This is a genomic window from Betaproteobacteria bacterium (assembly GCA_016720065.1).
Taxonomy (GTDB): Bacteria; Pseudomonadota; Gammaproteobacteria; order Burkholderiales; family Rhodocyclaceae; genus SSSZ01.
In genome coordinates this window covers 1,946,046-1,965,774 of record JADJXY010000002.1, presented here as the reverse complement: position 1 = coordinate 1,965,774, position 19,729 = coordinate 1,946,046, and the positions used below count along the sequence as shown (strand labels likewise).

Here is a 19,729-nt window from a genome sequence, read left to right as displayed (position 1 = left end):
GAGGAATCCCATCATGGGAGACGGTAACAAAGCGGGTCTGTGGGCGGCGCTCAAGCGTCCCAGCGCCAAGTATTCCCTGCTGACCCTTCTGGTCGTCGGCTTCTTTTCCGGCATCGTCTTCTGGGGGGGGTTCAACACCGCCATGGAAGCGACCAACACCCTGGAGTTCTGCATTTCCTGCCACGAGATGCGGGATACGGTCTACCAGGAATACAAGCAGACCATCCACTATTCCAACCGCACCGGCGTGCGCGCGGTCTGTTCCGACTGCCACGTGCCCAAGGACTGGGTGCACAAGATGGCCCGCAAGATCCAGGCGAGCCAGGAAATCTATGGCAAGATCATGGGCACCATCGATACGCCGGAGAAGTTCGAGGCCAAACGCCTGGAGCTGGCAGAGCACGAATGGGCGCGCATGAAGAAGGCTGAGTCCCGCGAATGCCGTAATTGCCACAGCTTCGAGGGGATGAACATCGAGAAGCAGAAAACCCGGGCCTCCAAGATGCACAAGATTGCCCAGGACGAGAAAAAGACCTGTATCGACTGCCACAAGGGCATCGCCCACAAGAAGCCGAAAGGCATGAAGGAAGATGACGAAGACGAGTGATCGTCGCCGTCACGGATCGAACGACTCTTAGAACGGAGATAACACCATGCACAAGAATCTTGTTTCCCTGGCCGTGGCCGGCGCCTTCCTCGCCATGGGCTCCCAGGCCTTTGCCGCGCCCGACTGGGGCAAGGTGCCCACCAAGAACATCGAAGTCTTCCACCCGGGCGTGACGCCCATCGAGTGGGCGACCAAGAAATCCGACCACAGCGGCTCGTCCGGCCTCAAGAAGGGCGAGACCTGTGCCGGCTGCCACGATGAAAAGGGCAAGCTGTCCATCGACCTCAAGCGTCTGGCCAGCAAGGAACTGGAACCCAAGGGCGCGCCCAAGACCATGACTTTCCCGGTGGGTGTGCAGGCCGCCTATGACGCAACCAACCTCTATGTCCGCCTGACGTTCAAGGCTCCGGCTGGCGCCGCGGATCCGCAGGACAAGGAGAACGAGGTCAAGGCCACGGTCATGTTCGCCAACGACAAGGTGCCCCAGGGCGCCCAGGTCGGCTGCTGGGCTACTTGCCACACCGACGCCCGTACCATGCCCGGCGCCGACGACAAGAAGACCAAGTACGTCAAGGAAGGCGCCATGGACCTGATGCAGTGGAAGAGCGGCAAGGGCGCCAAGGCCGTCGATGGCACCGTGGCCGACAAGCGCAACATGGAAGGCGGTACCGCTGGCGTCAAGGCCGATGGGGCCAAGGCCGGCGATACCTACACCGTCACCTTCACCCGCAAGCTTGCCGGTGGCGTTGCCATGGCCGAGGGCAAGGCCGTTCCCTTCGGCGTGGCCATCCACGCTGACGGCGCTGCTGGGCGCTTCCACCACATTTCCTTCGGCTACTCCCTGGGTATCGGTGCCGACGGCGATGTGAAGGCGGTCAAGCAGTAAGCCTCTGCGCCTCCGGCCATGAACACCGGAAGGCAACTCCTGCGGCGGGCGCCAGTGATCCTGGCGCTCGTTGCGCTTTCGGCGGCGGCCGAGACGGTGACCGTCGAAATCCAGAACTACAGTTACATCCCGGCCGAAGTAAGGATCCGCATCGGCGATACGGTGCGCTGGATCAACAAGGAAAAGCGCACCAGCCACTCCATCCTCTTTCCGGCCGAGGGCGGGCTGGAGTCGGAGCGCATCTTTCCGGAAGAAACCTGGCAGCGCAGCTTTCCCAAGGCGGGCAGCTACCCCTACACTTGTGGCCCCCACCCGGAGATGAAGGGCCTCGTCGTTGTATCCGAATAAATTGATGGCCTGCCTGCTCGTGGCCGGTACGGCTGGCACGGGCTATGCCGCCGAGCCGCCGGCCGAACGCCAGAAGGAACTGGTGCGCCTGGTGCGCCAGGACTGCGGCTCCTGCCACGGCATGACCCTGGCGGGCGGCCTCGGCACCCCCCTGTTGCCGGCCGCCCTCAAGGACAAACCGGCGGAAGGCCTGGTGGCCACCATCCTGCTCGGCCGCCCGGGGACCGCCATGCCGCCCTGGGAACGCTTCGTCAATGAGGCCGAGGCCCGCTGGATCGTCGATAAACTGATGACTGAATTCCCCCGTTGAGGCCCGCCGTGCGACTCTTTTTCGCCTTCCTGACCGCCACCTTTCTCGCCGCCTGCGCCGGCCCGCAACTGCGCGGCACCGGCGATCTTGGCCTCGTCATCGAGCGGGCCAGCGGCCACGTCACCCTGGTCAACACCACGAGCAAGAGCGCCTACGCCCGCATCGGCGGCCTGGGCGACCTCTCCCACGCTTCCGCCGTCTATTCCCGGGATGGCCGCTACGCTTTCGTCTTCGGCCGCGACGGCGCCCTGACCAAGATCGACCTCCTGGAGGCCCGCATCGTCAGGCGGGTCATGCAGTCCGGCAACGCCATCGGCGGTTCCATCTCCCAGGATGGCCGCATCGTCGTCGCCCAGAACTACACCCCGGGCGGCATCAAGGCCTTCGACGCGGAGACCCTGGAACTGCTCTCCGAAGTGCCGGCCGAATACGCTCCCGGCAAGTTCTCGAAAGTGGTGGGCCTGGCCGACGCTCCGGGCAACAAGTTCGCCTATGCCCTGTTCGAGGGCGGCGAAATCTGGGTCAGCGACTTCAGCGATCCCCGCCGCCCCGTCACCCAGCGCTTTCCCGCCGGCAACCAGCCCTACGATGGCCTGGTGACGCCCGACGGCCGCCACTTCCTGGCCGGCCTCTTCGGCGAGGACGGCGTTGCCCTGGTGGACCTCTGGCAGCCGGAAAAGGGCGCCCGCAAGATTCTGGAAAACTACGGCCGCGGCCAGGAAAAGCTGCCAGTATTCAAGATGCCTCACCTGCGGGGCTGGTCGGTGGCCCAGGGCAAGGCCCACCTGCCCGCCATCGGCCGCCACGAGGTGCTGGTGGTCGACGCCACGACCTGGAAGGAAGTCGCCCGCATCCCCGTGCGCGGCCAGCCGGTCTTCGTCATGGCCCGACCCGACGGCCGCCAGGTGTGGGTCAATTTCGCCTTCCCCGACAACGGCAAGGTGGACGTCATCGACACCCTGGCCGGCAAGGTGGTCCACACCTTCGAGCCAGGCAAGGGCATCCTGCACATGGAATTCGCGCCCCGCGGCGAAGCCGTCTGGCTCTCGGCCCGGGACGACAACAAGGTGGTCATCGTCGACACCACCAGCTTCAAGACCCTGGGCGAAATTGCTGCCGACAACCCCTCAGGCATATTCTTCACTTCGCGAGCCCACCGCACCGGTTTATGACCATGGACGACACCCTCGAATTCCACCTCCTCAACGACTTCCAGCGGGAATTCCCCCTCTGCCCGGCGCCCTTTGCCGAGCTGGCGGCGCGCCTGGGAGTGGCGGAAAAGGCGGTGCTGAGTGGGCTCGAAACCCTGCGCCGGGAAGGCAAGATTTCCCGGGTCGGCGCCGTCTTTGCCCCCAAGCGTATCGGTGCCTCCACCCTGGCCGCCATGGCCGTGCCGCCGGAAAAGCTGGACGCCGTGGCCCAGGCGGTGAATCGTTTCCCCGAGGTGAACCACAACTACGAGCGGGAAAATCGCTACAACCTGTGGTTCGTCGTCACCGCCGGCAGTGAAGGGCGGCTCCAGGCCACCCTGGGGGCCATCGAGAAAGCAGCCGGTTACCCGGTGCTGGCCCTGCCGCTCCTGGAAGAATTCCATATCGACCTGGGCTTCCCCCTCAAGGCGGTGCCCCCTGCCCGGCGTCAGGCCGAGGCGCGCCCGGTCCAGCCCCAGGCCCCCATCGACGAAGCCGAGCGCCGCCTGGTGTCCGTGCTGCAGGAAGGCCTGCCCCTCTTCATCCGCCCCTTTGCCCTCATCGCCGAGCGCGTCGGCGCCTCCGAGAGCGAAGTGCTCTCGCGCATCGGACAATGGCTGGAAAACGGCGCCATCAAGCGTTTCGGCGTCGTCGTCCGCCACCGGGAACTGGGCTACACGGCCAATGGCATGCTGGTCCACGACATCCCCGACGAACGGGTGAGCGAACTGGGCCGCGCCCTCGCCGAAGAGCCCGCGGTGACCCTCTGCTACCGCCGCCCCCGGGTGCTGCCCGACTGGCCCTACAACCTCTTCTGCATGATCCACGGCCGGGAGCGCGGCGAAGTCGAAGCCACCATCGCCGACCTGCGCCGCCGTCACGGCCTGGACGCCTGCGCCCACGACGTGCTTTTTTCCCTGACCCGTTACAAGCAGAACGGCGCCCGTTATGCGTGAGCGTCCGGCGGTGGATCTCGATGCCATCGACCGGCGCATCATCGACACCCTCCAGGGGGGCTTCCCCGTCAGCGAGGCCCCCTACGCCGAAGCCGCCGCAGCCCTGGGTATCCGCGAAGAAGAACTGCTCGCCCGCCTGCAAGGCCTGCTGGACACCAAGGTGCTGACCCGCTTCGGCCCCATGGTGCAGATCGAGCGCCTCGGCGGCGCCTTCGTCCTGGCGGCCCTGGCGGTGCCGGAGGCGCGCTACGAGGCGGTTACGGCAGCAGTCAATGCCTTCCCCGAGGTGGCCCACAACTACCGCCGGGAACACGCCCTGAACATGTGGTTCGTGCTGGCCACCGAAACGCCGGACGGTATTCCCGCAGCCATCGCCAAGATTGAGGCGGCCACTGGATTGCCGGTCCACGCCTTCCCCAAGGAAGCCGAATACTTCGTGGAAATGAAGCTGGAGTCACGGGTTTGACTGAATACGTATTCGACCCCGCCGACCGCGCCATCATCATCGCCACCCAGGGTGGCCTGCCCCTGGTGCCCCGGCCCTACCACGCCGTGGCCGATCAGGTCGGCTTGCCGGCGGAGGAGGTCATGGCCCGTCTCCAGGCCATGATGACGGCGGGCATCATCCGCCGTATCGGCGCCGTGCCTAACCACTACGCCATCGGCTGGACTGCCAACGGCATGACCGTATGGGACGTGGCCGACGAACGCATCGACCCACTCGGCCGCCAGGTGGGGGCGTTGGACTGCGTCACCCACTGCTACCGCCGTCCCCGCGCCCTGCCGGCCTGGCCCTACAACCTCTTCGCCATGGTCCACGGCAGCAGCCGGGAAGAGGTGCTGGCCAAGGCCGAAACCATCCGCTCCCTCCTGGGCGATGCCTGCCGGGCCAGCGACGTGCTCTTCTCGACCCGCATCCTCAAGAAGAGCGGATTGCGCATCGGGTAGTGGTCCTGTGTTTGTACGGAATTTGTACGGGTAATTGCAAAAGTCCGGGGTGGGCGATGGACTGTTCCGTAAATATTCCGTACAAAGGACTCGATCATGCTGGCTTCAACTCAAGCGAACGAGCGCATCGGTTTGCGCACCTCGCCAGAAATCAAGGCACTCATCGTGTGTGCCGCAACGACCGCCGGTTTGTCGGTCAGTGCATTTTTGCTGGGTACGGCCCAGGAGCGCGCCAGGCAAATCCTTGCCGATGCCGAGATGATGACCCTGTCGGCTCATGACTGGGATGTCTTTGCCCAGGCCCTGGATGAAGCGGACAAGCCCAGGCCGAAACTTTCCGCAGCGATCGAACGTCATCGCGATTGGCAGGGAAAGCGCTGACGGTGAAGTTCGCGGGCAGCATCGAACGCCTCTCCGCGGACCACGACCGGCGCGCCTTCACCTGCGGCGTCCTCGCGCTCGACGAGTATTTGCGCCGCTTCGTCCGTCGGCATGGTCGGCGTCATTGTCGATGCGAAGGATGGGCAGGCGTGGGGGGGTATGAGCGCTACGAGTTCGAGCGACGACCGGACTCGCCGATGACCTTGTGGATACCGACGGAGGCGATCAGGAAGCTTTTATCGAGCCAGATGTTGGCACGATCGTGCTAATATTTGGCTATGTCACTCGCCGCCGCCCTCTTCACCGACAGCCAGGCCAAGCTATTTCCTTGGCTCTTCGGCCAGTCCGAACGTAGCTACCACCTGAGCGAGTTGCGCCGCCTGACCCGGCTTGGCAGCGCTTCGCTGCAGCGGGAGCTGAATCGTCTGGCCGCTGCCGGGTTGGTTCTTGCCGAAATGGTCGGCAATCAACGTCGCTTCCAGGCCAATCCGGACAGTCCGGTTTACGCCGAGTTGGTCGCACTGACTACCAAGACACTCGGCGTGGTTCCGGTGCTGCAACGGGCTCTGGAGCCCCTGCTATCCCGCTTGAGCACGGCGTTTGTCTATGGTTCTGTCGCCAAGGGGAGCGACACGGTGCGCAGCGATATAGACCTCTTGCTGGTTGGCGACGATTTGACCCTGAGCGAGGTCTTGCCCCTCCTCCTGCCGGCGGAAACGCAATTGGTGCGCAAGATCAACCCTAATTGCTATACTCCGAAAGAATATGCCAATCGGCTTGCCGAGGCGGACTCCTTCATCAATCGCGTCCTCGCCCAGCCCATTCTGCCTTTGATCGGAGAGAACCTTGTCCCAGCCAGCGCTGGACAATCTGGTGCGCATCGGCCAGCTTAAGGCCGAGCCGCGCAACGATGCCGAAGTCCGGCGCCTACTGGACCTGGCGCGTACTCGTCTGGCCGATGCCCGGGTTGAGGCGCTCTCCGCGGAAGGCCGATTCACCAGCGCCTACAACGCTGCCCATGGCGCGGCGCTGGCTGCACTCCGTTGGCACGGCTATCGCAGCGAGAACCGCTATACCGTATTCCAATGCCTTCCCCACACCCTCGGCTGGACCGCCGTTCAATGGCGCATTCTCGACAGCGCCCACCAGAAGCGAAACCTGGCTGAATACGAGGGGTTTCTCGAGATCGAAGAATCGGCGATCCGCGAGCTATGTGCGTTGGTGAGCGACTTGATCGTCGATGTTGGAAAACTGATGGATGCCTGAGGGAGCTTACTGAATTGAAAAACGAACCAGGCACCTTTGCGCTCGCAGTCGATGCGTTGGATGAGCCGGCACGGGGCTGGTAGTCAGTCAGATAGGTTCAGCTATGTTCGGCCCGCCCCGCATCCCCGCTCGCTTTGTCGCTCATCCTCGCCATAGCTTCGGCTATGGCTGCGGTTCGCTTCGCGCGATCGGGGCGCGGTTGCGCGCCTCGGCATCGACGCAAACCTTTCTGACTGACTACTAGCACGGGCCTTAAGGAAACTCTGCATAAGTAACCATCATGCAGCGCAATTTGAGAAAATGACGGCATTGTCATTGAGTTGATGAGACAGATGAAACCGATGAAGCAACTGAGCCTGGCCGAGACGGGTTTTTTGCCGAAAGCCGGCAAGCAAACCCGCAAGGCAGTGTTCCTGGCGGAGATGGAAACGGTGGTGCCGTGGTCGCGTCTTGAGTCGCTGATCGAGCCGTTCTACCCGAAAAAGGGAAACGGCCGCCCGCCGATGCCGCTGGGCACGATGCTGCGGATTCACTTCATGCAACAGTGGTTTGGTTACTCGGACCCGGCGATGGAAGAAGCCTTGCACGACGTGCCGCTGCTGCGCCAGTTTGCCGGACTGGATGCCTTCGAGGATGTGATGCCAGACGAAAGCACCATCTTGCGCTTCCGCCATCTGCTGGAGAAGCATGACCTGGCGGTGGCGATCTTTGCCGAGGTCAACGCGGTGTTGTCGGAGAAAGGGCTGTCGATGAAGCGCGGCACGGTAGTCGATGCAACGCTGATTGCAGCACCGAGTTCGACGAAGAACGAAGACAAGAAGCGTGATCCAGAAATGACGCAGACCAAGAAGGGCAATCAGTGGCACTTCGGGATGAAAGCCCATATTGGCGTCGATGCCGACAGCGGCTTGATTCATACCGTGGAATGCACGACGGCCAAGGTTGCGGACATTGCGATGATGGAGAAGTGCCTGCACGGGGAAGAAGCCATTGCGCTCGGTGATCGCGGCTATCACAAGAAGAACCGGACGATTGACGAGTTCCAGAAGGAAGGCAATCTGTCTGTTCTGACACCGACCAAGAAGCCGGCTGGCGGAGCGCTGACTGAGGAGCAGAAGGCGTTCAACCGGATGCTCTCGGCGGTGCGGGCAATTGTTGAACATCCGTTCCGGGTAGTGAAGCGCCAGTTTGGCTTTGTGAAAGTTCGCTACCGTGGTCTGGCGAAGAATACGGGGCAGATCGTGACGCTGTTTGCGCTGGCAAATTTGTGGATGGCTCGCAAGCGATTGTTGCCCTTGGTGGGCGAGGTGCGCCCGTGAAACGGGAAATGCAGGGAAAACTCCCTGGATTTCACGGTCAACGGTCGAAAATCGCCTGTTTTTCATCTTTTTTATGACAGCCTGCGCGGAAATAGCCGGTTATTCAGAGAATCCTTAAGAATTCAAACGGTTCCCTGACTCTCCGTTGAGCTCGTGGATTCCAATGTAAGCGATCAGGGCCTTGGCCGGCTGATTCGCCTCGGCCCCCGAACTTACCAAAACCGCCACCAAACTTTTTCCCCGCGCATGGACTGAAGGACGATGAAGCCCTCGTCCTCCATTTCCGGGCGGACTTCGTCGTGTTTGAAGCCGACGAGGTTCTTCGCGCAATCGAGGGGAATCTCGAAGAACCAGCCGACTTCCGAATCCTCGCTCTGGCACGCGCGAGCGTCGGCGATTCGCTGTGCCAGGATGTCCGGCGGGGTGCCTTCGACCGCCAGATGGTCGTCGCCTTCCTCCGCAGCGTGTTCGATGCGCCAGAGACGCTTCCCGTGCTGCCAGGCCTCGGCCGAGGAAAACATGACGTGCTCCTCGATACTGCAGGCGACGACCGTGCAATCCGTTGAGAGGCTGGCGAGGGCGCCGGCCTTGACCAGAAGGGCGTCACAGCGCTTGGCGACTAGCAGGTGCCATCCGCCGGGAGAGTGTCCGACCCGCAAGCGGGGCCCGGAGAAAGGCGGCCTGTTTCCCGCTGGGGGTGAAGCCCAGGCGAGTGGCGACGACTTCGAAGGAGGGGCCGCGACACGCCAGCCAGGATATGGAAAAGCCCACAGGTGTCTCCGAAAACTGACCACCAAGCCCTTTAGGAATGCGTCGCGAGCCAAAGAATGCCCGCAAGCAGCGCAAGCGGGGGCAGGAGCCACCGAGCGAGGTCAGAGGCGAGGTGTAGGGGAGTCAAAGACTCTGCTGCGCTGTGGAGCGCCGCGACCCGGGCGACTTCGCCCGCATCCCAGGCCCAGGGACGGCCTTCCCGCAGAGTCCGTGCGGCATCTGCCAGCGCTTCGTCTGACAGTCCCATTGTGCTTTCTCCGACATCGAAAAGAGGGGAGAGCATGAGCGAACGTGCACGGTCCTCCGCCGTCAGCGGCGCGAAACCGCAGGCGGAACAAAACTGCAGGGCGCCGCCCTTGCGGCATCCGCAACGGATACAGACGGCGGAGGCCCTTGACGTGGTGCGGTTGCGGGAGCGCGGGCGATTGCGCATCGATTCCTCGTCAGGCCAACAATAGCCTACTCCGCGCACCGCTTCGCAATATGCGCCAGCGCCTCTTCCACCTGGGTCGATCAGGATCAGGCACAGGTCGCCTGACTCCAGGCGGGCCAGGGCGGTGTCGATGGCCAGGAATTCGCCCCGCACTTCCTCCACGGAGTGGGTGCGCTGGGCGTCTTCCAGGCCCTTGCGCAGCAAGGCGATGACTTCACCGTCTTCCCGGCCGCGCTGGCAGGCATCTTCGTAAAGGATCACCTCGTCGAAGGCGTCGCCCAGGATTTCGGTCTGCTGGCGGATGTCTTCGTCGCGGCGGTCGCCGGCGCCGCTGATGACCACCGAGCGTTTGCCCGCAGGCATGGTGTCGATGGCATTCACCAGGGCCTGGATGGCATCCGGGTTGTGCCCGTAATCGGCAATCAAGGTGGCGCCGCGGTAGTTGAAGACGTTGAAGCGGCCGGGGGCGGTCTGAGCGTCGTTCACGAAGCTCGCCAGGCCCGCGGCGATGATCTCCCAGGGCAGGCCCAGGGCCCAGCCGGCGCCGGTGGCGGCCATGGCGTTCTCGATCTGGAAGCCGATGGTGCCGCCCCGGGTGATGGGGATGGAAGCGAGGGGGATGCGGTGTTCGCTGCTGCCTTCGGCGCAGACGATGGAGTCGCCCTCGGCGACGACGCGCTTGCCCTGGGCGCGGTGGGTGGCCATGACCGGCAGGAAGCGGTCCCGGGCGAAGTAGATGACGCTGCCCGGGCAGGTGGCGGCCATGGCCGCCACGTGAGGGTCGGCGGCGTTGAGTACGGCATGGCCGCTCTTGGATACGTTCTCGACGATGACCCGTTTGACCACGGCGAGATCCTCGACAGTGGTGATGTAGTTGAGCCCCAGGTGGTCGCCCATGCCGATATTGGTCACCACCGACACGTTGCAGCGGTCGAAGCCCAGGCCCTCGCGCAGCACGCCGCCCCGGGCGGTTTCGAAGACGGCCGCGTCGACGCCCGGGTGAAGCAACACGTTGCGGGCGCTCCTGGGGCCGCTGCAGTCGCCGCTGTCGATGCGCCGGCCTTCGATGTAGACGCCGTCGGTGCTGGTCATGCCGACCCGCTTGCCGTCCCGGGTAAAGATATTGCCGATGAGGCGGGCGGTGGTGGTCTTGCCGTTGGTGCCGGCCACGGCCACCACCGGGATGCGGGCGTCCTCCCCGGGTCTGAACATCATGGAAACGATGGCCTCGCCCACGTTGCGGCCCTTGCCGTAGGAAGGCGACAGATGCATGCGCAGGCCGGGGGCGGCGTTCACCTCGACGATGCCGCCCCCTGGTCTTCCAGGGGCTTCAGGACCGAATCGCAGACCACGTCGATGCCGCAGATGTCGAGGCCGACGGTCTGGGCGGCGGCGACGGCGCAGGCGGCGAGTTCGGGATGCACGTCGTCGGTGACGTCGGTGGCGGTGCCGCCGGTGGAGAGGTTGGCGTTGTTGCGCAGGATGACCCGGCTGCCCCGGGGCGGGATGGAATCGGCCTGGAGGCCTTGCAGGGCCAGGCGGGCCAGGGCGATGTCGTCGAAGCGGATCTTGGTCAGCGAAGTGGCGTGGCCCTCGCCGCGGCGGGGATCGGCGTTGACGATATCCACCAGTTGGCGGACGGTATGGACACCGTCGCCGATCACCTGAGGTGGCTCCCGCCGCGCGGCGGCGATGAGCTTGTCGCCGATGACCAGAAAGCGGTAGTCATGGCCGGGCAGGAAGCGTTCCACCAGGATGTCGTCGCGGAATTCGATGGCTGTCTCGTAGGCCGCCATGACTTCTTCCCGGGTGCGGATATTGACCGAAATGCCCTTGCCCTGGTTGCCGTCCCGGGGCTTGACCACCACCGGGCCGCCGATTTCCTGGGCGGCGGCCCAGGCGTCCTCGGCGCTGGTCACCGGGCGCCCCAGGGGCACGGCGACGCCGGCCGCGTGGAGAAGGTGCTTGGTCAGTTCCTTGTCCTGGGCAATGGATTCGGCGATGGCGCTGCTCATGTCGGTTTCCGCGGCCTGGATGCGGCGCTGCTTGCTGCCCCAGCCGAACTGCACCAGGCTGCCCTGGGTGAGGCGCCGGTAGGGAATGCCCCGGGCGACGGCCGCCGCGACGATGGAGCCGGTGGAGGGACCGAGGCGGATGTCCTCGTCCAGGTCCTTCAGGCGGTAGAGGGCATCGGCCAGATCGAAGGGCTTGTCCTCCAGGGCCGCGTTGACCAGTTGCTCGGCGAGGTCGAAGGCCAGGCGGCCGACATCCTCCTCGCTGTACTCGACCACCACCTGGAAGGTGCCGGGCTCTATGGTTTCCGAAGTGCGGCTGAAGGTCACCGGGCAGCCCGCCTGGGCCTGCAGGCCCAGGGCGGCGAATTCCAGGGTGTGGGCCAGGGAAATGACCTCGTTGTGGCCGGTGACGTTGAGGAAATCGATTTCGGGAAAGCGCTCCCGCAGGCGGGCTTCGAAGCCGGGCAGGGCGTTGATGGAGCGCTCCGCTTCGCGACACTCGACGATGGCCTGGATGGCGGTGTGCCGGCTCCACAGGTTGGGGCCGCGCAGGGCCCGGATGCGTGAAACTTCCATGGGGGTTTTCCTCTCTGCTGCGATCGCTTAGTTTTTTTTCTGGCGCCGGGAAGGGGCGGGGGCTTCCTGCTCGAAGGTCTTGACGCCGGCGGCCAGCAGTTCTGCCGGAATGTTCAAGGCCCAGCCCGCGGCAACCGCCGCCAGGGTGTTTTCCAGGCGGAAGGTTTCCTCGCCCTGGCGCAGGGCCGGAATGTCGGCCAGCTTGGCCAGGCGGGTTTCGGTATTGCCGGCGGCCAGGACCAGCTCGCCCCGCCGCGCGACCACGGCGCGGCCTCCCTTGGCGCAATGGGCCAGGACCACCGCATTGTCCTCGCCGGCGGCAAAGAAATAGGCCTCGCCGTCGGAGAGTTCGGCCATTTCGACCACCTGGGGGTCGGCGGCGTTGAGCACCGCGGCGCCGCCTTTGAGAATGATGTCCACCTGGGTGCGCAGGACCTTGTAGAGCATCTCGTGGTCGTCGATGGCGTAGTCCAGGTGCGTCTCTTCCGGATCCAGATTGGTGACCACCCCCACCTGGCAGCGGTCGTAGGCCAGACCCTCGCCCAGGATGGCCCGGGCGCCGTTTTCGAAAATGGCCACTTCGGCCGCCCGGTTGAGCAGCACCCGGCGGGCCGCGGCCCAGTGGGCGGCGTCGGTCTTCTGGACGTGGCGCTGGTCCAGGAAGAGGCCGTCGCTGGACGCCAGGGCGACGTACTTGCCGGAAAGCCGGGTGAGATGGCCGAGAAAACGGGCCACCGAAGTCTTGCCCCGGGAACCGGTGATGCCGACGATGGGGATGCGCCCCGTCTGGCCGTCCGGGAACAGATGATCGACGATGGCCCTGCCCACCGGGCGGGCTCGCCGACGGCGGGCTTCAAATGCATGAGCAGGCTGGGGCCGGCATTGACCTCGACGATGGCGCCGCCCTGCTCCAGCAGGGGTTTGGAAATGTCGGGCGTCACCAGGTCGATGCCGGCGATGTCGAGGCCCACGATGCGGGCGGCGAGGGCGGCCAGGGCCGCGTTGTCGGGATGCACCTGGTCCGTTACGTCGAAGGCGTGGTTGGCATTGCGCTGGATCAGCACTTCCTTGCCCGGGGGCGGCACCGAATCGGCGTCCAGGCCCTGGCGGGAAAGCTCCATGGTGGCGGCGGAATCGAGGCGGATGAGGGAGAGGGGGTGCAGTTCGGTGGGGCCGCGGCGGGGGTCCGAGTTGATCTGGGTCTCGACCAATTGCCTTACCGTCGATTGGCCGTCCCCGACCACGCACACCATGTCGCCGCGGCAGGCGGCGGCCAGCTTGCCGCCGACCACCAGCAGGCGGTGCTCGGTGCCCGGCAGGGAACGCTCGACCAGGACGCCGCTGCCCTCTTCGAAGGCGACGGCGTAGGCCTTCTCGATTTCTTCCCGGGTCTTCACGTCGATGAAGACGCCGCGGCCGTGGTTACCATCGGTGGGCTTGACGCACACCGGCAGGCCGATGTCCTGGGCGGCTTCCCAGGCGTCTTCGGCACTGTCGACCTCGCGGCCCTCGGGGACCGGAACGCCGCAGGAGGAGAGCAGGCTCTTGGTCAGATCCTTGTCCCGGGAAATGGTCTCGGCGATGGCGCTGGTGCGGTCCGTTTCGGCCGTCCAGATGCGGCGCATGGCGGCGCCGTAGCCGATCTGCACCAGGTTGGCGTCGGGGATCAGGCGGATGGTAGGGATGTCGCGGTCGTCGGCCGCATCGACGATGCTCGCCGTGCTGGGGCCGAGACAGAGGGAATCGGCCATGTCCGACAGGCGCTCGATGGTACCGGCCACGTCGAAGGGCTTGTCTTCGATGGCCGCCATCACCAGGTCGCGGGCCGCGTGCAGGGCGGCGCGGGTGACGTCCTCCTGCCAGGCGCGCACGACCACCTTATAGACGCCGCGGCGACCACCGTCCCGGGCCTTGCCGAAGCCGCCGGGCAGGCCGGCCAGGTTCTGCAATTCCAGGGTGACGTGCTCCAGGATGTGGCCGGGCCAGGTGCCCTCCTGCAAACGGCGCAGGAAGCCGCCGCGTTCCTCGTAGCTGCAGCGGTGCTCGACCAGGGACGGCAGCCAGGCGGACAGGCGTTCGACGAAACCGGGAATGGTATTGGAGGGGCGTCCTCCAGGTCATGGATGTCGATCAGCGCTTCCAGGACGGGGCGGTAGGTCCACAGGCTGGGACCGTTCAGATGCGTGATCTTGAGGAACTCGATTTCTCTCTTGCTCATGGAGTGTTTTTATCCGCAGGGGCGTCGGCTGGGGCTGGCGCCGGTTCCCGCATAACGTGCCGCGCTGGAAACCGGATTACCGAAAGGCGTAATGATCCTGCAAACCGGCGATGAACGCCACGGGCTGGGAGCTATCCAGAGCCGTTCGCTAGGTGTGCGGGAATTTGCCGATCATCTTCGATTGACGAATGGGAACTTGTTATGCATATTTCCCCTCTGCATACGGATGTCTCCCAGATTGCATCATTGCAAAGGGAGATGCATGCCAATTTGGGCTTTGCAATCAAGAGGGGGGATCTTGATGTTGGACGTGGCGATTGGTATGGCGCTTATCTATCTGCTGTTCTCTGGCCTAGTCAGCGGAATTCAGGAGGTTGTGGCGCAACTGCTTGCTTTGCGAGGGAAGCTCCTGAGCAAAGGGGTCGAACTGTTGTTGGGAGGGAGAAGAGTTTTGGTGGCAAAGATCAATCTCCGTTGACCATTCTGTACGGCCATCCGCTGATCGCGTCTTTATCGAAACAAGGAAAGAAACCCTCCTACATGCCGGCAGGCTATTTCGCCACTGCATTGGCCGATACGCTCGTCCGGGAATACAGGGCTCAGCGCCCGCTGTTCGACGGGCTTCCGGATGCTGTGCAGCGCATGCCGAGTAGTGCCCTGAAACAGGCCCTGGAGATTTTCGTCCTCCAGGCTCAAGGAAATTCCGAACGCCTAAGGGAGTCGATCGAGTCGTATTTCAATGCGTCCATGGATCGGGTGTCCGGATGGTACAAGCGGAATACCCAGGTATGGCTATTCGCCATCGCGTTCGCCGCCGCGTTTGTCTTCAACGTTGATTCCCTTGTACTGGTGCAGCGGTTGGCGAAGGACGGGGCGTTGACTGCCTCACTGGTGAGGGTTGCCGAGCAACAAGTAAACGGAATTGTCGCGAGGCAAGACGAGAAATCGTCGCCAGAACTCCAGGCGAAAATTGACGAGGTGAATCGCCACATCAAGGACTTGAAGGATCTTCGGATTCCGGTTGGTTGGAAACTGGACGCAAAAGGGTGTCCGGAATGGCCCGGAGGGATGCTGCCAATCTTTGGTTGGCTGATTACGGCCATGGCAGCCACTCTGGGCGCGCCGTTCTGGTTCGATGCCCTTTCCAAGCTGGTTTCGTTGCGGGGTGCCGGAATCAAACCGTCGCCCCCGTCGTCGAATATTGGCGGCGCTACACCGCCGACACCGAATCCTCTGGTCTCTGCGAGTGGCGCGGATGTGCCCCGATCACCCGCCATTGTCGGGCCGGTCAGTGATTTCGAGGCGACTCGCCTTGAGCCCCAAGACATCGAGGCGATCCAACTCGCGCTTGGAATTCCTATCGAGCGAGCGACTGCGGAGTTGGACGAGCCTACGCGAGCAGCCATTCGCCGGTGGCAGTCGGCCAAGGGGAAGCCGGCAACCGGTACGCTCGATGAGGTAGCCGTTTTCGACCTTTTGTACCCCGAGCATTAGAGGAGGCCGCAATGCCCAGCAAGCCTACCAACCTCCTCCCGGCGAGTGGCCGTCCGAAAATCACCGAAGCTGAACTCTTGGCGCTCCTCGCCAAACAACCCAAATTGGAACTGAGCGACTTTCCGCTCGCCGTGATCGGCCTGCGTGGGTACTACGCCAATACCATGGGTGCGACGCCGAATAATGAGCGAAGTATCTACGACGATGCCATCGTGCTCTACGTGCCAAACCTGAATCTGTTTCAGGCGTTCAATGGCAATACCGATCCGTCAAGTTACCGGGAAGGGAGCGGCTTTGTGGAGGGCACGCGCGGAATGGCGGTCCTGCAACCCGGAGTCTGGCCGTGCTATCGCTTCGATATACACGGTGGAAAGCGGCCCCATCCGGCAATCTGCCAGCGGGCCGGTCCCGTCAGGGTGCTGCGTGATGGCAGTCCACCTTACGACCACGTTGGGAATTTCGGCATCAATATTCATAAAGGCGGAAATTTCTCGACATCGAGCCACGGTTGCCAGACCCTGCCGCCGGGCCAGTGGGACGAATTCATCGCTGCGGCACACGATGCGGGTGATCGACTTTTCGGACGTGATCGAGATCGCCAGAACCTTCTGTACGTACTGATCGACTGTTCGTAGCCAAGTTTTACGGCTGGCGATCAGAAGTTGCTCGCGGTCGCTCATTTCATCAATAAACCAACGGAGAAGAAGACCATGAAAAGAAGCAGGCACGCCTGGAACGCCAGCCTAACGGGCGGAACGGGGGGCAAGCGCGCGGGGATTGCGATGCTCTGCGTCGCGCTTTGCGCGTGCGGAACCACAAGCCGTCCCGTGAGTATCGAAGCCCTGGACGATTTGTCCAACGAGGTGCGGAGCAGTGCCAGCGACCCCTTGTTCTCTTTCAGTACCTATGTGTCGATTGCCGGAGTAACCCCGGCGAATGCCGTACAGATGCTTTCGTATCAGCCCGAGGGGACATCGCCGAGTCACTCGATATTCCTGAGCCCGAAGTTTAGTTTCAGCGTCATTCGGGACTTTGAGGTCAAGAATATTGGTAATTCTAACGACGACCCGGCGTCTCACGTGGCTAAGCTGCTGGAAGGTGTTCAATCTCAGGCGCTCACCGTCTCTAAATTTGATCTGCAAGCTGCGGCTCTCAGCCACTTGCTGGAGAACAATTTGTTCGCCGATCCGCAGCGCAATGCGGGAACGCTGGCCCAAATCAAGCGCATGTTTGCGGGGGAAGAACTGAATAGTGTGGACCAGGGCAAGGCGCTACTGGCCAAGGTCACGGGCGACCTAGCGAAAGTTCGGGGGAGAACTCGACAAGGCTCGCGAAAAATATGACTCGGCTGTTGGGAGCGGCAATATCCTCGTAACCCGCTGGGAGGTCTCCGGGGCGACGGGAGGCGGTGCGACCGTTGGGCCGATAGTTTCTGCTGGCGGGAGTGGGTCCAATACTCGTACGGGGTTTCTGGTTCTGGCTGGCATGCGGTCCGTTTCATTGCACGTGGGCGAGGATTTCTTCGACATGGTCAGAGAGTTGGACAAAGACCTCATCGATTTCCTGGCGCGTGTCGGGGTGACAACCTATACGCTTCAAGCCCGCCATACCGCGCATGCCCAGGAACTCGACGCAGTGCAGGAACTCTCTTTACGGCTCAATCTAACGCCGGATCAGTTGCGGAAATTGAGTCAAGCCTTCAAGGATGCAGCGTTTTCACTGGACTATTACCGTAGGTTCAGTCGTTCCCTGGGGAATCGCGGCGTTCTTTCCGCGCCGAGGGAAACAATAAGGTCGAGTTGCTTCTTCCCGCCTCGCGCCCATTTTGAGTCGATAGTTGGTGGTGGCTCGGATAAGCCGTCTTTGAAAGGACCATCAGACGGCTATCGTACCGTTCTGGCAGTGCGTGCTGCAGTTGGGAAGCGGGTTCTCGAACTTGCAGACAAGAAGATCAAGACTGAGCTGTATTACATCGGGAGTAGAGACGGAAAGCGCGGGTTCGACGACGACAAATCCAGAGCCTTGGACGACTGGCTCAACCAATGCCGCGGTAAGACGGGACCGTTGGGCGGGAAAGAATATGAGCCGGTGGACTACTGGCGAGGCACGATACATGGCGAGGACGCCCGAGGTGGCAACAGTGCGGGCGGGGAAGCGGTAAGGTGACGCCGTTGGATTCTGATTGCAATCCTCGGCTGAGCGCGGCAAAGAAATGGTTTGCGGACTCCGCCTCAAACTCGGGTGACCTAGCACGGGGTGTGTTCGAAATCGGCTTGTCTTTGGGGGGTACTGTTTCGGCGGGGGCCTATACCGCCGGAGTGCTGGATTTTCTGATCGAAGCTCTGGAGAGATGGGAGACGCAAAAAGCCGCGGAGAGTGACCATCCATTCGAAAAGCGCACCGTTCCTTGGCATCAGGTTCGGATCAAGGTGATTTCCGGCGCGTCCGGTGGAAGTGTCTGCGCGGCGGTGCTGGCCAAGGCCCTGGGTTACGGCTTCCCCCACATCGACTCCAGCATGGATCCAGGTACGCGACAAACCCTGGGGCCGAAGAATCCGCTCTACGCCCTATGGGTACAGACCCTGGACATCGCGGGCTTTTGCGATCCAAACGAGGGCTATAGTGGCAAAACGGATTCGCTGGCTTCGCTTCTCAACCCCGAGCCTCTGCTCAGAGGGTGCGACCTTGCGGCCAATTTTCCGCAGGGTGTGCCGAATGAGGTGGACCCGGTTGCATCTCCCCGGCCCTATGTGTCGGAGCCGCTGACGCTACTGATGACCCTGTCCAACCTCACCGGTGTGCCTTACGCCGTGGGCTACGGCGGGGCAACGGGGCGCCAGCAGTGCTATCGGCGCCACGCCGACTACGTCCGCGTCGAGAGCTATTACCATGGGGATGGCACTCCGTCGGTGCAGTGGCCGGATGCTTATCGAGTGGCGGGGAGTCCGACGGCTTCAGTGCCTGGGGGTACAGTCACTTCCTGGCATGAAGTTGCGCGCTTCGCCCGGGCGTCGGGGGCCTTTCCGGTCGGTTTCCCGCCGGTCAAGCTGCAGCGGCCAGCGTGGCATTACTATTACCAACCCATCAGTGTCGGGCATGGCCAAGGGCTGGTATTCCCAGACCTCAGTTCGTGGGGGATCAGCCCGGGGGCGAACTACACCTTCCTTTGTGTGGATGGGGGCGCCTTCAACAATGAACCCGTCGAGTTGGCCCGTCGGCATCTGGCGGGTTGGACCTCTAGGAATGACTATGAGCCGCAGCAGGCTCGACGGGCCGTCATTCTGGTCGACCCCTTTGCGGACGCCTCTACACCCGGGCCAAGCGACGAGCAAAATGTCGCCGCCGCTGGCGGCGCGCTGATTGGCGCCTGGCTTGCCAACGCTCGCTTCAGTACGCAGGATTTTCTGCTTGCAGCCGAGGCGGGAATCCGTAGCCGGTTCCTGATCACCGCGAAACGAACTGGTGAAGGGGGGCAGTCCCTGACCGGCGGTCAGGCGCTATGCAGCGATCCGCTGGGGGCCTTTGCCGGATTCCTCCATCCCGAGTATCGCAACCACGACTTCTTTCTCGGCCGCCGCAATTGCCAGTACTTTTTGAAAGAGTGGTTTTCTCTGCCTGCGGAGAACGAAGCTGTGTTCGGACCAGCGGCCCAGACAGCGGGCCTGCCGCACAACACACGGGGAGAGATTCCGCTGATCCCACTCTGCGGGACCGCCGCTACGCAGCAATTGCCTTATCCGTGGCCTTCTAAAGCGCTTGATCTAGATTTCGCCCGTAATGGCCAAACGGATTCCGTTGCCGGGATGATTCGTGCTCGCGTCGACGAAGTGCTGAGGCGCGTGCATAAGGAGTTCAGTTGGCCAGAGCGTTTTGTTCTTGCGGTGGGCATGATGCTGCGTGGTCGCACGGCTGAATTCATAACCCAAAAGGTGCTCGCGGTCGTCAAGAAGAGCCTCAATACCCAGGGGCTCTACCGGAACTGGTGGGAACGGTAGAGGGCAAAACCAAGGT

Annotated in this window: 19 protein-coding genes and 2 pseudogenes; 18 read left to right on the top strand and 3 right to left on the bottom strand. The window is 63.1% G+C overall.

What is annotated here, in order from left to right:
• The first annotated feature begins 13 nt into the window (after positions 1-13).
• The 12 genes from IPM73_12380 to IPM73_12325 all read left to right on the top strand — a co-directional run bounded on the left by IPM73_12380 (position 14) and on the right by IPM73_12325 (position 8,211).
• Positions 14-607 carry a NapC/NirT family cytochrome c gene (locus IPM73_12380; protein ID MBK8918807.1) on the top strand — a complete coding sequence of 198 codons (594 nt, stop codon included), beginning with the start codon at positions 14-16 and terminating at the stop codon, positions 605-607.
• Positions 608-653: 46 nt separating this feature from the next.
• Complete coding sequence (locus IPM73_12375) at positions 654-1,493, top strand: hypothetical protein (GenBank protein MBK8918806.1); 840 nt, start codon at positions 654-656, stop codon at positions 1,491-1,493.
• An 18-nt stretch (positions 1,494-1,511) separates the two neighbouring features.
• A complete protein-coding gene (locus IPM73_12370) occupies positions 1,512-1,841 on the top strand; it encodes a cupredoxin domain-containing protein (GenBank protein MBK8918805.1) in 330 nt (109 codons plus the stop codon).
• A 4-nt stretch (positions 1,842-1,845) separates the two neighbouring features.
• Entirely contained in the window at positions 1,846-2,151 is a 306-nt protein-coding gene (locus IPM73_12365; GenBank protein ID MBK8918804.1) for a cytochrome c, read from the top strand.
• Positions 2,148-3,323: a protein nirF gene (locus tag IPM73_12360; protein ID MBK8918803.1), complete on the top strand. Its 1,176-nt coding sequence runs from the start codon at positions 2,148-2,150 to the stop codon at positions 3,321-3,323. Before IPM73_12365 ends, IPM73_12360 begins: the two co-directional genes overlap by 4 nt.
• Before the next feature lie 2 nt (positions 3,324-3,325).
• Complete coding sequence (locus IPM73_12355) at positions 3,326-4,297, top strand: Lrp/AsnC family transcriptional regulator (GenBank protein ID MBK8918802.1); 972 nt, start codon at positions 3,326-3,328, stop codon at positions 4,295-4,297.
• Positions 4,290-4,763, top strand: coding sequence for an AsnC family transcriptional regulator (locus IPM73_12350; protein ID MBK8918801.1), 474 nt, complete (start codon positions 4,290-4,292; stop codon positions 4,761-4,763). Before IPM73_12355 ends, IPM73_12350 begins: the two co-directional genes overlap by 8 nt.
• Positions 4,760-5,245 carry an Lrp/AsnC family transcriptional regulator gene (locus IPM73_12345; GenBank protein MBK8918800.1) on the top strand — a complete coding sequence of 162 codons (486 nt, stop codon included), beginning with the start codon at positions 4,760-4,762 and terminating at the stop codon, positions 5,243-5,245. The genes IPM73_12350 and IPM73_12345 overlap by 4 nt, the downstream gene beginning before the upstream one ends.
• 96 nt (positions 5,246-5,341) lie before the next feature.
• Positions 5,342-5,626: a DUF1778 domain-containing protein gene (locus IPM73_12340; GenBank protein ID MBK8918799.1), complete on the top strand. Its 285-nt coding sequence runs from the start codon at positions 5,342-5,344 to the stop codon at positions 5,624-5,626.
• A gap of 278 nt (positions 5,627-5,904) precedes the next feature.
• Positions 5,905-6,519: a nucleotidyltransferase domain-containing protein gene (locus IPM73_12335; protein MBK8918798.1), complete on the top strand. Its 615-nt coding sequence runs from the start codon at positions 5,905-5,907 to the stop codon at positions 6,517-6,519.
• Positions 6,473-6,892, top strand: coding sequence for a hypothetical protein (locus IPM73_12330; GenBank protein ID MBK8918797.1), 420 nt, complete (start codon positions 6,473-6,475; stop codon positions 6,890-6,892). Before IPM73_12335 ends, IPM73_12330 begins: the two co-directional genes overlap by 47 nt.
• 341 nt (positions 6,893-7,233) lie before the next feature.
• Positions 7,234-8,211 carry an IS5 family transposase gene (locus IPM73_12325; protein MBK8918796.1) on the top strand — a complete coding sequence of 326 codons (978 nt, stop codon included), beginning with the start codon at positions 7,234-7,236 and terminating at the stop codon, positions 8,209-8,211.
• Positions 8,212-8,423: 212 nt separating this feature from the next.
• Here IPM73_12325 and IPM73_12320 read toward each other — a convergent pair whose 3' ends face one another.
• From IPM73_12320 to cphA (IPM73_12310), 3 genes and pseudogenes are all read right to left on the bottom strand, one after another.
• Positions 8,424-8,732: a hypothetical protein gene (locus tag IPM73_12320; protein MBK8918795.1), complete on the bottom strand. Its 309-nt coding sequence runs from the start codon at positions 8,730-8,732 to the stop codon at positions 8,424-8,426.
• Positions 8,733-9,441: 709 nt separating this feature from the next.
• Positions 9,442-12,006: pseudogene (gene cphA, locus IPM73_12315) on the bottom strand (cyanophycin synthetase).
• Between the two features lie 27 nt (positions 12,007-12,033).
• Positions 12,034-14,224: pseudogene (gene cphA, locus IPM73_12310) on the bottom strand (cyanophycin synthetase).
• A gap of 91 nt (positions 14,225-14,315) precedes the next feature.
• On the opposite strand from cphA (IPM73_12310), the gene IPM73_12305 reads away from it, so the two are divergent.
• From IPM73_12305 to IPM73_12280, 6 genes are all read left to right on the top strand, one after another.
• Entirely contained in the window at positions 14,316-14,702 is a 387-nt protein-coding gene (locus tag IPM73_12305) for a hypothetical protein (GenBank protein MBK8918794.1), read from the top strand.
• Positions 14,699-15,718 carry a hypothetical protein gene (locus IPM73_12300; protein ID MBK8918793.1) on the top strand — a complete coding sequence of 340 codons (1,020 nt, stop codon included), beginning with the start codon at positions 14,699-14,701 and terminating at the stop codon, positions 15,716-15,718. The genes IPM73_12305 and IPM73_12300 overlap by 4 nt, the downstream gene beginning before the upstream one ends.
• Positions 15,719-15,729: 11 nt before the next feature.
• The gene (locus IPM73_12295) at positions 15,730-16,353 is read left to right on the top strand and encodes a hypothetical protein (protein ID MBK8918792.1); all 624 of its coding nucleotides are present in this window, start codon (positions 15,730-15,732) and stop codon (positions 16,351-16,353) included.
• A gap of 192 nt (positions 16,354-16,545) precedes the next feature.
• Positions 16,546-17,061, top strand: coding sequence for a hypothetical protein (locus IPM73_12290; protein MBK8918791.1), 516 nt, complete (start codon positions 16,546-16,548; stop codon positions 17,059-17,061).
• A 163-nt stretch (positions 17,062-17,224) separates the two neighbouring features.
• A complete protein-coding gene (locus IPM73_12285; protein MBK8918790.1) occupies positions 17,225-17,884 on the top strand; it encodes a hypothetical protein in 660 nt (219 codons plus the stop codon).
• Between the two features lie 92 nt (positions 17,885-17,976).
• Positions 17,977-19,713, top strand: a complete 1,737-nt coding sequence (locus tag IPM73_12280; protein ID MBK8918789.1) for a hypothetical protein — start codon at positions 17,977-17,979, stop codon at positions 19,711-19,713.
• Positions 19,714-19,729: the final 16 nt, after the last annotated feature.